At 53.4% G+C, this 15,269-nt stretch carries 9 protein-coding genes; 3 read left to right on the forward strand and 6 right to left on the reverse strand.

The window, feature by feature from the left end; translation table 11 throughout:
* Positions 1-18 precede the first annotated feature (18 nt).
* Both JXQ78_RS15195 and arsB read left to right on the forward strand, forming a co-directional pair.
* Positions 19-417 carry an ArsR/SmtB family transcription factor gene (locus JXQ78_RS15195; RefSeq protein WP_330633366.1) on the forward strand — a complete coding sequence of 133 codons (399 nt, stop codon included), beginning with the start codon at positions 19-21 and terminating at the stop codon, positions 415-417.
* Positions 410-1,561 carry an ACR3 family arsenite efflux transporter gene (arsB, locus tag JXQ78_RS15200; protein ID WP_330633367.1) on the forward strand — a complete coding sequence of 384 codons (1,152 nt, stop codon included), beginning with the start codon at positions 410-412 and terminating at the stop codon, positions 1,559-1,561. The genes JXQ78_RS15195 and arsB overlap by 8 nt, the downstream gene beginning before the upstream one ends.
* Positions 1,562-1,802: 241 nt before the next feature.
* Here the strand turns inward: arsB and gdhB are convergent, their stop codons facing one another.
* The 3 genes from gdhB to JXQ78_RS15215 all read right to left on the reverse strand — a co-directional run bounded on the left by gdhB (position 1,803) and on the right by JXQ78_RS15215 (position 6,300).
* Positions 1,803-3,086, reverse strand: a complete 1,284-nt coding sequence (gene gdhB / locus JXQ78_RS15205; protein ID WP_330633368.1) for a glutamate dehydrogenase GdhB — start codon at positions 3,084-3,086, stop codon at positions 1,803-1,805.
* Position 3,087: 1 nt separating this feature from the next.
* On the reverse strand, positions 3,088-3,231 hold the full coding sequence (locus tag JXQ78_RS15210; RefSeq protein ID WP_330633369.1) for a rubrerythrin-like domain-containing protein: 144 nt from the start codon (positions 3,229-3,231) through the stop codon (positions 3,088-3,090).
* A 195-nt stretch (positions 3,232-3,426) separates the two neighbouring features.
* Positions 3,427-6,300, reverse strand: a complete 2,874-nt coding sequence (locus JXQ78_RS15215; protein ID WP_330633370.1) for a bacterio-opsin activator domain-containing protein — start codon at positions 6,298-6,300, stop codon at positions 3,427-3,429.
* Positions 6,301-6,845: 545 nt separating this feature from the next.
* Between JXQ78_RS15215 and JXQ78_RS15220 the strand changes: the two genes are divergently transcribed.
* Entirely contained in the window at positions 6,846-7,898 is a 1,053-nt protein-coding gene (locus JXQ78_RS15220) for a hypothetical protein (protein WP_330633371.1), read from the forward strand.
* Positions 7,899-8,031: 133 nt separating this feature from the next.
* Here JXQ78_RS15220 and JXQ78_RS15225 read toward each other — a convergent pair whose 3' ends face one another.
* From JXQ78_RS15225 to JXQ78_RS15235, 3 genes are all read right to left on the reverse strand, one after another.
* Complete coding sequence (locus JXQ78_RS15225; protein WP_330633372.1) at positions 8,032-12,516, reverse strand: polyprenyl synthetase family protein; 4,485 nt, start codon at positions 12,514-12,516, stop codon at positions 8,032-8,034.
* A gap of 410 nt (positions 12,517-12,926) precedes the next feature.
* Complete coding sequence (locus JXQ78_RS15230) at positions 12,927-13,865, reverse strand: esterase/lipase family protein (protein WP_330633373.1); 939 nt, start codon at positions 13,863-13,865, stop codon at positions 12,927-12,929.
* A gap of 417 nt (positions 13,866-14,282) precedes the next feature.
* On the reverse strand, positions 14,283-15,218 hold the full coding sequence (locus JXQ78_RS15235) for a ferritin family protein (RefSeq protein WP_330633374.1): 936 nt from the start codon (positions 15,216-15,218) through the stop codon (positions 14,283-14,285).
* Positions 15,219-15,269 lie beyond the last annotated feature (51 nt).

Here is a 15,269-nt window from a genome sequence, read left to right on the forward strand (position 1 = left end):
CTATTCAAACTAATCTTGATGGCGCAAGCGACAGATCGACTACAACGATACCTCACAGACGAACTCGGGGAGTGCCGGACTGAAGACGTCGAACGCCGTCTTGATGAACTCAGCACCCTCGAAACAGCACTTGCTGATACAACGTTGTCTGCCGAGCTCAATGTTCTTTCAGCACTCGCCAACGAGACCCGCTACACGCTCGTCCGTATCCTCGTGGCTGCTGGTGAGGAACTGTGCGTCTGTGAACTGAACGCTGTTGTCGACGTGACCGAAAGTGGACTGAGCCATGCACTTTCGCAACTCGTCGATGCAGGGCTACTCACCGGCCGAAAGGACGGTCGGTGGAAGAAATATCGTGCGACCAACCGAGCGATCACCCTTCTCACAGTCCTTGAAGGGAGCGTGGGCGATGCGTAGCATCGAACATACTCACGGACCAAATTGTGACTGCCTGAACTGTGGCGATCCGCGCACGATGGATTTTCTCGATAAGTATCTCACCGTCTGGATCCTCGGCGCGATGACGATCGGCGTCGGCCTTGGGTATATCGTTCCCTCGGTAACCCACCCCATCCAGCAGTTCCACCTCGTGGAAATCGGGCTCGTTCTGATGATGTATCCTCCACTGGCGAAGGCAGACTACTCACAGCTTCGAGCCGTTGTTAGCAACTGGAGGGTACTCGGATTGAGCCTGATCCAGAACTGGCTGATTGGACCGTCGCTGATGTTCGGGCTCGCAGTGATCTTCTTCAGTGGGTTCATTCCCGGGCTCCCAGCACGTCCTGAATACTTCCTCGGACTGGTATTCATTGGAATGGCTCGATGTATTGCGATGGTACTGGTCTGGAACGAACTTGCAGAAGGTTCAACTGAATACGTGACCGGGCTGGTCGCGTTCAACAGCCTCTTTCAGATCCTCACATATGGAGTGTACGTCTGGTTCTTCGGGCTCGTTCTACCGCCACTATTAGGTATGGATTCGCTCGTTGCTGGAATTGCTACCTTCGATATCACGCCATTGCAGGTGTTTGAGGCGATTATTATCTTCCTCGGAATTCCCTTCGCGGGGGGCTTTCTCACTCGCTATGTCGGAACGCGGACGAAGGGCCAGCAGTGGTACGACGAACAGTTCATTCCGACCATCGATCCCTTGACGCTGGTTGCATTGCTGTTCACCGTTATCGTGATGTTCGCCACTCAGGGCGGCAACATTGTTGCGTCTCCGGGTGATGTCCTGTTAATTGCAGTGCCGTTAACGATCTACTTCGTCGTTATGTTTTTCGTCAGCTTCGGGATGGGACGGGAAATCGGGGCCGATTACTCGACGACGACTGCCATCGGGTTCACAGCCGCCTCAAACAACTTCGAGCTGGCGATTGCCGTTGCTGTTGCGGTGTTTGGTGTCGGCTCTGGCGTCGCCTTTGCGACTGTCATCGGTCCGCTGATCGAGGTGCCAGTGCTTCTTGCGCTGGTAAACGTTGCACTGTACTTTCGGCAAGCGATCGACTGGAACAGTTCCGAACCGGAATCCATCGCTCCATCGACAACTGATGACGATTGATCACGATCGAGAAGCGCGTTATGGCATTGTTCGATGAGCTCGAAGCAAAACAGCCATACCATGCTCGAGAATGCGATCGGGCGAGTACGATGAAGTGAATGACGAGCACCGTGCCACCACGCCCAATAGCCGTTTGCGTTGAACGATACTTCGATTGTCTCCGTGATCGCTGTCATGGTTGTCCTGTTCACCGAGACCCCGGAGAGAGCGGCGATTGTGTTGTCATAGAGACCACGAATACTCACGGCCAAAGACCACGCATTTCGTGGGCCTTCGCAATTCGGGAGAGGGCCACGATGTACGCTGCGTCTCGCCAGGTTCCGTCCCGCACATCGAATTCTTTGCGAACATCACGCCAGGCCGCCAACATCTCCGCTTCTAGTTCATCATGGACGCGATCCAGAGACCACGCACGACGATTGATGTCCTGCAGCCACTCGAAGTAGCTCACGGTCACGCCACCGGCGTTGGCCAGAATATCCGGAATCACCGGAATCTCTCGCTCGGCAAAAATCGCACTCGCCGCGCTCGTCGTCGGACCGTTTGCACCCTCGATGACGATGTCCGCAGCGATATCATCGGCGTTGTCAACCGTCAGAACGTTCCCGATTGCCGCAGGAATCACAACGTCTACGTTGAGTTCGAGTAACTCGTCGTTGGTCACCGTTTCCGGCGCTCCGTGGGTCATCACTGCCTCAGGTTCTTCGTGGTGGGCAGGAATCGAATGTGTGTCCAATCCGGTCGCATCGTAGATGCCACCATTCACGTCACTCACCGCGACGACGTTCATTCCCCAGTCGTCGAGCAGTTTTGCTGCGTTAGAGCCAACACTCCCGAAGCCCTGCACGGCGACCGATGTTTCATGGCTATGCTTATCGTAGTACTCGATAGCCTCCCGGGTGATGATTGCGACGCTCCGCCCTGGTGCAGAGTCACGACCCTTGCTGCCGCCGACGATTGGGGGTTTCCCCGTCACAACCCCTGGGATCGTTTCCCCTTCCTGCATTGAGTAAGCGTCCATCAGCCACGCCATCGTTTGTGGATCCGTTCCCATATCCGGTGCAGGAATGTCTTTGGTCGGTCCAATCACCGATCGGATCTCATCAGTGAATCGACGCGTCAGCTGTTCTTTTTCCTCGGTACTGAGATCCTTGGGATTCACCGCGATGCCGCCTTTCGCGCCGCCGAACGGAAGGTCCATGACGGCACACTTCCAGGTCATCAACATTCCAAGACCAACGCATTCCTCGCGTGTCACGTCGGGGTGATACCGGATTCCACCTTTGAACGGACCGCGGACGCTGTCGTGCTGGGCGCGATACCCGGTGTAGACCTCCACGTCGCCGTTCTCACGCTCGATCGGAACGGTGACCTCATGTACCTTCTTGGGGTGTTTGAGCCGCTCAACGATGTTCTGATCGATGTCAAGATGGTCAAAAGCATGCTGGAGCTGTCGGCGTGCCGTCTCCAATGCTGACTCTGGTTCATCACGCTCGTCGTCGGCCGACGTCGATGTTGCAGCCATGTTATTCGATCGGTGTACGGCGATTCCGCATTTCACCAGCACAGTCTGGGCACTGGCCAGGGCTATTCTCCGCGATCACAACGTTTCCACACTCGAAGCACTCATAGGGCGATTCCTCGGCTGGATTCTTGTCTACATCCCTCATAGATGATCGAGAGCCCCACAGTGGTGTGCGGGATACTCTATGAATACAATAATGAGGATATAAGGGTATATTCAGTAGTTGAGTATTAAACCACAGTGGGATTCGTATGGTTTACTATTCAAGTCTGCACGTATACTGAGGAGGATCCTCCAGAGCGCTTCCGTCTGATGTACAACCAGGGAAAACTGGGCTAGGTCACTCTGCTGGCCGTGTGGCCACGGACGTGTGGTCGTCGATTAGCGCTACGAATAGCTTCCGTTGTGCGGTTCGAATATGTTGGTAGAAGGCCTGTGGAGAGATATCCAATGAGTCCGAAACAGCTTCACCCGTTGCCTTCCGTGGTGATTCAAAATATCCGCTGTAATATGCCGTCTCCAATACTTCGAGTTGCCTGTCAGTCAATCGGTCAAGGACTGATGTATAGAACCCGTGTTCGGATGCCTGCTCACGCGTCTGCTTCGATACCAGTTCAACGTCGCCAAAGCGTTCTCTAATGAACTGTGTGACGGTTCTGACATCGACACTCCCGGGAATGTCGATGACCAGTTCAGTGCTTGACTGCGACGTCGTTGCACTCTGGAGGACGGCACCGTGGTCTGCAAGCTCTGTTGCGAGAAACGGTGCGGACAGTTGGAGTCGTAGCAAACCCCTGGAATCACTGCCGTGGATCCGCTGTATCTCCGTGACCACCTTGCGACTTCCAATTGCATCGACGACGGCCGCAAGCGGTGCATCCTCGATACTGACAAACACGTAATCGCCGGTGGCGGTCTGCTGGACACCTCCCTCGTAGGTGATCGTACAGCCAGCAGCGTTGGCAAGTTGTGCGAGTACGAATGAACGGTCGGTGACCGCATACTCAACCCGTGTTATTGATGTCGTGAGGAGCGCCCGCTTTCGCTCGCAGGCACTGATTGCTGCAGCGATCGTCTCACCAAGTTCTGCGAGTACAGTCTGTACCGTTTCATCGAAGGCGTCCGGCGTGTCCGCATACACTGTTAGCACACCGTAGGAAAGATCGTTGTACACGAGTGGGACGCTCAATACAGAGAGCAGGTCACATGAGATCGCGTCCTTGCGCCACGGAGCCGCACGAAGGTTTGCCCCAACGTTTGAGACGAGAGTCACCGCTCCTGTTGTGGCAGTTCGCCCAGCAGGTTCAACGCCCTCAGGGGCCACAGGAAACGATTGCGCATCGAGATATCCAAGGTCGGCTCCCTCCCACGCTTCTGGGGTCACTTCATTTTTCGCGCCATCGAGGCGTCCGATCCAGGCGAATCGGAAGCGTCCATCGTCCGTGAGTTGATCACAGACCGTGTGGACGATTTCTTCGCGAGTTTCGGATTGCACGAGAGCCTGATCGATCTCGCGAATGGTTTTGTTGATCTGATTGAGCGTGGTAAGCTGGTCGTTCTGACGCTGGAGCTCGCGGTCCTGTTCCCGAAGTCGAGATTCTCGGTTGACACGGTCGAGTGCTGCTTCGGCAGTCGCGGCAAGCAGATCTGCGAGTTCGCGCGTGACATCGTCAAAGACGCCAATGTCGGTTGACCCAGCGATAAACACGCCGTGACTACCGAGCGGAATGTACGCCACACTCCGCAGGTCAGTCGCGGGGTCCGTGAGCCGATCTGCATCGTGGACGTTTTCAAAAAAACAAGCCTCATTCTCGACGAAGCTGTGGCTGGTGAGATCACGACCATCCGCGTGAACGGGCACAAGTGGCCCATGGGCATCACGCATTTCCGGTGAGTGCACCGCGGCCCGGAGTTGGTTCTCATCGGTGTCGAAGCGATACACTGCGCTGGCATCGAGTCCCAGGACATCGGGGGTGTCATCAACGACGTGCTGGGCAATCTCCTGGTGCGTTTGGGCGTACAGAAAGTCCCGAGCGGTCTCCTGGAGGGTTGCCAGTGCCTGTTCGCGCTGCTTTCGCTTCGTAATATCTCGACAGCTGTACAATAGCGTCCCATCCTGTATTGCAACTTCCCGAACATTCACGAGCAACGTGTGTTCGTTTCCGGCTTTGTCCGTGGCCGTCGTCTCGATATTCTTCAGAGCGCCTTCGGTGGCAAGATCCTCGCGATCGAAGAGATTCGCGCCGAGCAGGGTTTCAATCGTGCCCAGTTCCCGGATCTCTTCGGCAGTGTATCCGAAGATGAAGTGAACGTTTGGACAGACGTAGGTGTACTCGCCATTCTCGTCGGTGATGAGAACGGTGTCTGTCATATTGTTGAGCGTGACACGATGGAGCTCCTCGGACTGTCGAAGTTCACGTTCGAGGCCAACACGGTCGGTACTGTCGACGCTATCTACGATAATCGAAACCAGGTCGCCGTATTCGTCGGTTACAGGCTGAACAGAAAGTTCTAGAACACGTTCACCTGTCACGGCGTCTTGGATGAGGACCGCGTTCCCGAAGCCACCATCTCTCGCCGTATCGACGAGACTGCGGATATCAGCTCTCGCCTGACTGTCTCCGTGCCACCAGGGGAGTGTCCAAAATGGATCGCCGATCACAGCCTCGACGTTTGAATCGACCGCCTCACGGGCTGCCCGATTGACGCGCGTGAGCATACCGTCGGGGTCGAGCACCCACGTTGCCGATCTAGTGTCGTGGAAAATAGCATCAAACTGCCGTGCACGCTCTCTCTGTGTCGTCAACCGCTGTGCGTCTCGAAGTGCCTGCTCGGTTCGACGTTTGACAGCCTTGAGGGTTTCTTTGGACACCTCTGTCACTGCGACGTAGTCGGTAACACCGACTTCGATGGCCGCACTGGCGATCTCCTCGCTTCCATCCGCTGTTCCCAGAATTATTGGCAGTGTTGTGGTCGTGTTACGAATTTCACGAACGAGATCAAGGCCGGTTGTTTCTGGGAGGGAAAAGTCGGTTATGATACAGTCAACCCCAGACCGTCGAAGCGTCTGGTGTGCCGCTGATACCGTCGAAACACTGTGGACAGTCGCCTCCGATTGCGCTCGAAGAACAGCAGCGTACGACGCAGTCCACTCCGTGTCACCGACGACGACGATGGCAGACGTATCAAGGATGCTACTAGATTTGAAACTCATGTGGAAAGCATAACGCATCCGTCGTGAACGCGGTTTACACGCGAAATGATGCGTTTATATTATCGGTTACCCACTGACCAGGCAAAAATTGTTTCTATTTACTATCAAACTCATATTGGAGTCGGAATTTCATTGTAATCTATATATCGCTGGAGTTCAAGATTAGTCCGTTCTTCATCACTAACGGGCCAATTGCGTGTCCCCAACGTTGACCACAGCGCTTTCGCTAGCGAGATCGGTTTCAGTTCCATCATTGGATTGCGTCCGAGTGTTCGAGATCCCGTGTGAGTCCTCTCGGTCAGCACTCGACTAACTCACCTGTTCAGCCGAGACCGGTAATTATCTCATTCCTCCGGAGAGCACGGTAAGAGAGTTCATTCGACCATTCAAATCGAACTGCTCGCGTCCTGTTTTGTGAGCCAACATCCATCGGCAATTACTGATAACTAGATGCCGGCGATCACTCTCCGTTTACCGCGCGAAGAATATCACAGGCAATCAAATCCCAAAAGAACACTTAATATGATTTAGCTAATTGGCATGTTATGCTCAGAATCGAAGGACAGGAAACAACTGAACTTATTGCAACTGAATTAAGCACAGAACAGCTCAACGAAGACGATCTGCGTGAGTGGGTAATTGACAATCCAGCCGAGATACTCGGCGACGAGCTCCTTATTATCGGTCGAGAGGTTGGTGTGGCAAATCTCGGTGATGGGATCGATATTTTGGCGATTGATAGTGCGGGGAACGTCGTCGTTGTGGAACTCAAACGGGGGGCCCTCCGACGATCCGTGGATTTTCAGGCGCTGAAATACGTTTCATACGTTTCTCGCTGGTCGTACGACGACATCAAACAACAGTTTGAGATGTTTTTACAGTCCGAATGGGGAGCGACTCTCCACGGTGAAGATGCGTCGTTTGCCGAGACCCTCGAGGCGTTTTGTGATGATGATTATGAACTCAATGGAACACAGCGTATCTTCTTGGTTGGCAGCAAAGTCCGGGAACGAATCGGGAGCGTCGTTCTCTGGTTGCGAGAACAAGGAATTGATACTAGCATTGTACAGTTCTCAATCTTCAAGGATCGGTCAGATAATCTCTATCTCGATTCGAAGACGCTTGTGCCAACCTCTGATCTAGAGAAGTTCGAAACAGGGGACTCTCCATCCGACAATCCATGGAAGGTGAACGGAAAGCGGTGGCATCTCGAAGAGCGGACGAACGAGAACACACCTGCACTCGTCCAGCAGCTTGTCGATGCGATGACTGATATCCCCGTCCTAGACGGCCCAAGCTGGACACAGAAAATCTACATTGCGTTTCGTGTGGACGGGACAAACCGAGTGCTTTTGCGGACCCGGGCAAATTCAGTCCAGGTTGATGTCCGTGATTTCCCTGTCGAAGACGAAGATGATCTACTGACAACAGCCACAGCCCTCGTCGATGATCGAGAGCGCGTACGATTGGATACGGAGTTTCAGGGGAATCGCACCCGACTACAGATTAAATGTATTCCTGATAATGAATTCGACCACAAAGGGTGGGTGGACTTTATAAAACACCTTCTCCGTAAAGAGCGAGAGGGTACGAACTGATATCCCCCTCAGAGGTCTAGCTGGTACCCAGAACTGCACAGGTAGCGATACCCGTCGGTTCGGAAGGATCGAGAATCCACAACTGGTAGATCGACGAGCGACTGGCCGTGCCACGCTGTCGTTGCCCCGATACCTAATAATCTCGAACGTCGACGACGAACCAGCTAAAGGCACGCAACATCATCTTCGCTTGTGACTCCTCGAGGACGGCATCCACTGGCCTCCAGGCGTCATCAACAAGCTCACGGGCGTAGTCGTAGCACCAATCGACAGCGCCACAGCCCTCTACGAGATCGATGATCTGGTGGATATCCATTTCTGCTTCGTCTGCCTGCAGTTCCTGATACAACGTGGTTCGCTCTGGTTCATCGAGCACCTGAAAGGCCCGCACGATGGGTGCCGTAACTTTCCCTTCCACGAGGTCTTCGGCGTGTTCTTTCAGGTCGTGCTCGTACCCACGAAGATTGATTGCGTCATCGACAATCTGGAATGCGAGTCCCAATGCAAAGAAGTATTCACCGATGATTGTTTCTGTCTCACGGCCACCCTCCCCGAGAACAACACCCAGTCTGGCAGCAAACATCGCTGGCACTGCGCTCTTGAGCCGGTGCGTTGCACAGAGATTCTCCCACAACGGTTCGAACTCTCCCGTCTCGAGACAGTCCGGCACCACATGTTCCCAGCCGTGAATATCCAATCCCTGTCCAGCGTGGGTTGCCCGCATCGAAAGGTTGTGCAAGCGGTAAAACCGGAGCCACTGTTCATCGGTTGGACCGACGGCTTCAAGCATGGGTTCGCACACGAAATATCCTGCCGTTCCGGAATTGATCGCAGTTGCATCACCGTAGATTTTGTGGGCTGCCGGTCCACCACGTCGCACGTCCGAATTGTCCTCTACGTCATCGACGATCAAACTCCCCGTATGAATGAGTTCGAACAATGCAAGCGTTGGCCGTAGCTCCTGTGGATCACCGCCAACGGCATCAGCACAGAGAAGGAGGCACATCGAGCGCCAGCCCTTCCCACCCCGGTCGATGATTGTTCGAAGCGGCTGTACAATTGCATCGACGAATGCCTCCGTATCAACACCTCGCATCAACGTATCGTACCCATTGCGGGCGATGAGATCTTGTAACCGATCGTCGGACATATCTTCGAGCGGCAGCTGTTCTCGCACAGATCGCTGGACTTCACGGCTCACGTCGTCAAGGAACGTTCGGTAGTGTGATCGGTCACCGCCGTTTCCGTACTGTGCACACATCCCGATCCCTGCAATTTCTCGCCCATTGTGGTCACCACTGATCACAATCGGTCCGTTCCAGAACCCTGGCTGTGCGATGATCGTTCGGTATTCCTGATCGTCGTCCAGCGCCGCGATCTCGATGTCGATATCTAACTCCGGCACCGACAGCTTCCACTCGACACCATACTCGGTGTACGTCCGCATACTGGACCAACAACGCTGTCGTTCGAGAGTTCCCGTGTGTCGGCTACGATCCCCGTCTGGACTGACGTACATGATGTCGGTATCATGGAGTCGCTCGTCGTTCGCGAGATCAGTCACTATCGCAGCATATAGCTCTGCGTCATTGTCGAGATGGATCCTGAAGTGCGTCCTGGAGAGGAGGTTGTCGAGGGCCACTCCAGCATCCGAATCCCCACCGAACTGATGGTTGTACCACCCAGACCCAGCAACCGACTTGCGTTCACCGTCGATAACGACGTGCCCCGTAACGTCCATACGCGTAAACGAGTAGCAAAACAGTGACGACCCGGCAGTAACGCCTCGCATAATTCCGTCTTCGAGCGGTAACACGGGCTCTTTTTGTGAATCGAATCGCAACGAGAACCCAAATCCGTCGGTACTGGTTTCGCCCTCGAGTTCAACGTGGTAGTCCTCATCACCTTTTTCAATTGAGAGATCGCCCATCGAGTAGTCAAACTCCTCACGTGGAATCTCTGGTTCGGTGGTGGCCATCGCATCTGGGTCCGGGAACGCATTCTTTTCATAGACCTCTCTGAGAGCGCGGCTGAAGTAGTCAGTTGTGGGGGCTCTAGACAGTTCAGGAACGAGATGGCCTGGTGTCCGTGGATCGCCGATCGACCGTTCGTATTTCTCGCCGTTGGATCCGATTTGGGCACCAAGATTGGCATGGGCCAGTTTTTCATCATCAACTTCTCGCTCGGAAAGCAACGAGAATACTGAAAGTCTTTCACCAGCCTCGGTTTCGAGGTACGCTTGAAAGTTCCACCGTTCGATGCTTGCAGCCTCGTGTGGACAGTCGTGTTTTTCCACAGCAAGTGGTCTATTCTTGGATGGCCAGTCGGTGTCGAACGCCGGAAACTCTCGCGACGTGGCTTTGATCGTCTCGAGAAATGTATCCCGTCGCTCGATCGTTCTACCGGCGATCGTCTCTGGCTCGTTGAAAAGCGCAACCCCTGCCAGCTTGCGTTTGTGCCAGTCAGCGATCGGTAGCGAATCGATATACCGTATTGCCAGGTGGTCTCGCTGTCGATTGATTTGCTGAGATTCGAAATGGTCTTCAAAGGCGTCGATGGCGGTTTCGACTCCGTTTTCCACAGCAAGTGCCGCTCCAACTGCTCGTGCGCGTTGCTGAAATGACGGTTCCATGATCCGTTCGAGATGGCGGTCAAATCCATCCGCTGGATTTCGAACGTGAATCCCGGCACCCTCTCGTTCGATCCACTCTGCCCACTGTGGCATGTCTGCCCAGGTGACGGAGGGAACAATGATCGCGGGAGTTCCGGCACGCAGACACGCAGCAGTCGTGCCAGCTCCACCGTGGTGGATGACTGCGCGACAGTGTTCGAAGAGTGCCTCGTGTGGCACTTCATCGATGTGGTAGGCCCACGACCGTACTGAAGCTGGAACGTTCGATCCAATTGCGATACACCGGCGTCCAGTTCGTTGAATTGATCCGAGAAGGTCGTCAGCCCACGGTGCCCCATCGTCACCGAAAATGGCGGCACTCCCGAAATTGAGACAAATCGGAGCTGGGCCATCGGTCAGAAAATCACGAGTTGCTCGATCGAGCGGTTGATCCTCTCCTACCGTGTCTTGAATTTGCCAGAATCCTGTCGTTTTATCGGGGAGCCCTGGAACCCCGCGATCACTCACCCGAGGACTGTATCCGCGCAAAGTGAGCGTGTTGTTAACTCGTGAGAATGTCTGCATCGCATCTTCATCGTCGTAGCGATACGAGATTCCAAGCTCCTCATAGGCTTCATTCAGCGCCCGATCGATCCCAAAGCCGGTTGCAGCGTAGGTTATTTTTGTTAGATTTCCGAAAAAGTTGTGGATTCCTGGATGCTCGCCAACGTTGTCACCATCGACATACAGCGGTGCAAACCTGATATCCACGACTGGAATGTCGAAATAGTTGTAGAGGAGTCCCCAGCAGAATACGGCCGTTCCCATTACCACGCAATCGGCCCAGTCCGAACTCTCAGCGATTGTCTCGACGATATCGGTCCCATAGTGGTCATAGAACGTGGACAGTTCGTCGAAGAACGCGTCCATCTGTTCTTTTTCCGTGGCAGTCGGATCGATTGGAACGTCGATGTTTGCCTCTTGATGCGGGCTGACGAACGGAACGCCATGGTGTTCAACCAGTTCTCGGTGGGGTTCATTAGAACAGATCCGAACATCATAGCCACGCTGTTGGAATCCGCGAGCAAGCGCGATACACGGCTGCACGTCACCGCGTGTCCCGAATGAAACGAACAGAATTCGATCGGTTGGAGTCTCTACGTCCTCAATCGTTGCTCGAGAGGGTGGGATCACATACTGGTTGGGGCATAGACACTGTTTGGACGTTGGGTCCTCCACGATATCTTCCGTTGCTGGAGATTCTACCGGTGCGGGTTCATCGAGGCGATACCCAAACCGGCGAATTTCAGGCTCGAACTGCTCGATGGGCGCACGCTTTGTGTCCGTGCTGTGCAGCCAGCCAGCCCATCCATCTCTTCCGATCGATCGAAGCGCCTGTGCGTCGATGTCGACTGGAGAGAGCCCCGCTGCCTCGAACACCGGAGCGAGGACTTCGGTCGGTTGTCGTCGGAGGTCATGAAACGATACGACATAGCAATTTTCGAGATCATGAACCTCCTGTAGTAGTCGTTCGTGAGAATACAACCAGTGCCGAACGATCGAATCAAGTGGCTGTGTTCTGTCTTTGGTCCGCTCTTTGGTCGTGATTCCATCGAGCACTGGGTGGCGGTGGATGTACAACTGAACGCTGTTCGAAAACGTCGCAGCTAGCAACCGAGCCCGAATGATGTTTGTTGGTGAGTACTGGACACCTACAGCTGCGTCAGATTGGTACAGCCCATCGAAAGCCGATCGGAACTCCGCAAGAACAGTATCCGACCAGTACTCATCTGTTGGATCGATTTGTGTGTCTGGATGGAATGAGAATGCGCCTGCTCCACCGAAGTACTCGATTGGCTCGAAGGATGATTGGAGGTGCTCATCTGCTTTGGTCGAGTATTCGTTACCATGTTCTGTCTCGATTTCTGGATGTTGCCCTAATAATTGAGGAACAATATCTGCACCACTACCGTGTAGTCCCCCAACGAATATTACCTGATCATTCATTATTATTTCCCAATTTCATTTCTACAACAGCAACAGAGTCACGAATACATGTTGCCGGGTATTTGCCATCTTAAATAAGTGGATAATAATAGCACTAATTCTGACAAAATTTGCGATATAACATATAATCCTTATTTGGTATCTAATTATTAGAATTATGAAATCACAGTATATATGGAGTATCTCTACTATTTATCTCCTAACTACGCGGTATTACGTATGTCAGATATAAATTCTAAATGAATAATAAGCCATAGATATGTCTCTACAGATAGTAGTTTTGGGCCACTATATCTATTCAAAAATGATACATTTGTAAACACATCGAATGTTATCAGAACTGGTCGGATGGTATCCCATATTATTTTCCGGTCGTTGGTAAAGACAGAAATGCCGGTCAGTTCAACCGATTAGAATGGCCACCAGTCATCATCGCCTTCCTGGTTTCCTGGAGGAAAGTTCGCAACAATCCGTGGAACACAGCCCTTATCAGGTTTGTAATAGAGACAGTGACCCTTAACGCTCTCTGCGACGTCGTGGTCGTAGTAGTTCGAGGGGGTGTCTCCAAACAACGGTGCACCGTAAGCACCGACTGCTTCCGGACCGAACTGGCCGAGCTGGAAGATTTCGTTGAGAATGTTGTCGTGTTTGCTGTAATAGTTGTTGACCTCCTCGGCGCCGCTGGCGATGGTCGCACCAAACTCGCCGTCAGTCGTGACTGCACTCTGGTTAATTGCACCCCCGATCATGCCGAACGAGCGCACGGGTGCGTGACCGTTCTCGTTTACCAGTTCGTCGAGACAACCAAGACCCGTCCGTGCACCGAGAGAGTGTCCGATCATTCGAACGGTGGTGTTCGGGTTTTGCTCTCGGTAGTCTTCTAACCACGACGCAAAGGCACGCCCATCTTCTTCGGCGGCGTCTTGCACTCCCCACCAGTTCGGGTTGTTCGATGGGTATTTGAAAGTGATCGTCGGATGGGTGTAGCCGTTCTGCTCAAGGGCTGTCTGGAGTGTATACCCCTGATCACCTGCTCCACCAGTAAACAGCTCGAGCCAACCATGCACGTAGATGAGCACTTCATCGGCACCCTGCGGGAAGGTTCCGTGCTCTACGAACTCTGAACCCCCGAGGAGGTCCTCTTGTTTCTCGACGACTGGATAGTCACTGGGAGCGGACATGGCGGTGAGACACTGCGCCTCGGCGACTGTCGCAGTCGCACGTTCGCTCATGAGAGGCAGTCCAGACATGATAGCTGCCCCACCAGCCATCCCCTGGAGGACGGTTCGACGATTGACCGTTCGTCGTGGCGTTTCTTCCGATTCCGTATTTGGGCTATCGCGAAGCACAGAAGACGATACTGCCACAATAACTTATTCATATCTCAGGACATGTATGGGTATTTAAGATATATTCTATAATTCATAATCATTGTTAGCAATAGTGTGTGTACGGGTGAAAGTTGGCTTTTGACACGTTGTTTTCCACAATATGATCAGGTATTGCTCAATCAGTTAACCACGCCTTTGAGGCTGGCAGTGAAGTTGCTGTGGGATGTACCCTGTTGGAGCGGTTTGACGGTTTACAAGCACGGTTACCGTGACGAGGATCCCCGAGGTTATTCCGTTTTGAAGATGTTAACGAAGGGAACTTCTTCGATAACTGGATCCAGTTGCCATATCACTGGTGGTTTGATATGGCGATAGATTGGCTGATTTTTTGGAATCGCTGTGGCTCGTGTCAGTGAGACAGCCGTAACCACCGACTCAGCCGGCTGTTGCGTCCTCAATTTTTACGAGCTCCTCAACCGGAGGGAGTTCGGCTTCTTCCTCGGTGAGAATTTCGATACGTCGGGTGATTTTTTCCTGTGCGTACTCCACAAGCGGGGCCGTATCGATCGTCATGTTGTCACCCTGGACAGCGCCCGCAACGTGACCCATCAACTCCTGAAGCGTTTGCTGGACGACATTCGATGAGACCTCGTCCTCTTGGATCAGTTCGCGGACTTTTTGCATCCCGAAGCCGACATGACGACCCTCGTCGCTTCGGACGTACGTAATGCCCTCAATAAGCCCTTCGAGATGGATGGTTTCGTCTCCTTCGAACATTTCTGGTCCATCTGGGCTGAAAGCAGATTGGAGGCCGTAGTATCCAGTCTGGGCAAGCACGCTCTCGACAGTGAGATGGTAGTGGCAGTACGCCTTTGCGCGGGTTTCTGCACTGTCCTCGGTCAACAATCGCTTCATCGCAGCTTCGTTTTTCTCGAACAGGGCAATGTACTCCTCGTTAAAGTATCGCTGGTCGGTTGGTTGGGTCAACTCGAAGTCGCGCGATCGTGCGACTGGATCAATGACTGCTCGCCAGTAACGATCGAAGAACTGGGTGTGTTTGGCCTCTTCATAGAGCTGAGATGTGATGAACATCTGATCGTCAATGTCATCAAGAACGATTGCTAGCGGGGCAAGATCCTCGGTCACTGCCTCTTCTCCAGCACCAAACAGCGCAATAGTGCCCCGAAGGCCGTCGAACTCCGCTTCAGTCATTTCACTCTCAATCAATTTCTGTCGGTCGGATTCGAGTAGCTCCTGTGGGACGTCTTCATACGGATCCCAGTGGCGGTAGACGGCATTTCGGAAGTAGCCACCAGCAAACGAGTCGGGAGTAATGCGCATGTCGCGGCTCGTGTCTTCTACCTGTGTCATGAGACGCCCAGTTGTTAGTGAGAGTACATCCTAACGCTACCTCCGTGTATC

It is taken from the genome of Halocatena halophila, assembly GCA_027563145.1.
GTDB classification, from domain to species: domain Archaea; phylum Halobacteriota; class Halobacteria; order Halobacteriales; family Haloarculaceae; genus Halocatena; species Halocatena halophila.

Excerpts from the sequence above, each read along its gene's own strand:
- arsB (WP_330633367.1), top strand. The coding sequence starts at position 410 with ATGCGTAGCATCGAACATACTCACGGACCAAATTGTGACTGCCTGAAC.
- JXQ78_RS15215 (WP_330633370.1), bottom strand. The coding sequence starts at position 6,300 with ATGAGTTTCAAATCTAGTAGCATCCTTGATACGTCTGCCATCGTCGTC.
- JXQ78_RS15210 (WP_330633369.1), bottom strand. The coding sequence starts at position 3,231 with ATGAGGGATGTAGACAAGAATCCAGCCGAGGAATCGCCCTATGAGTGC.
- JXQ78_RS15195 (WP_330633366.1), top strand. The coding sequence starts at position 19 with ATGGCGCAAGCGACAGATCGACTACAACGATACCTCACAGACGAACTC.
- JXQ78_RS15235 (WP_330633374.1), bottom strand. The coding sequence starts at position 15,218 with ATGACACAGGTAGAAGACACGAGCCGCGACATGCGCATTACTCCCGAC.
- gdhB (WP_330633368.1), bottom strand. The coding sequence starts at position 3,086 with ATGGCTGCAACATCGACGTCGGCCGACGACGAGCGTGATGAACCAGAG.
- JXQ78_RS15225 (WP_330633372.1), bottom strand. The coding sequence starts at position 12,516 with ATGAATGATCAGGTAATATTCGTTGGGGGACTACACGGTAGTGGTGCA.
- JXQ78_RS15220 (WP_330633371.1), top strand. The coding sequence starts at position 6,846 with ATGCTCAGAATCGAAGGACAGGAAACAACTGAACTTATTGCAACTGAA.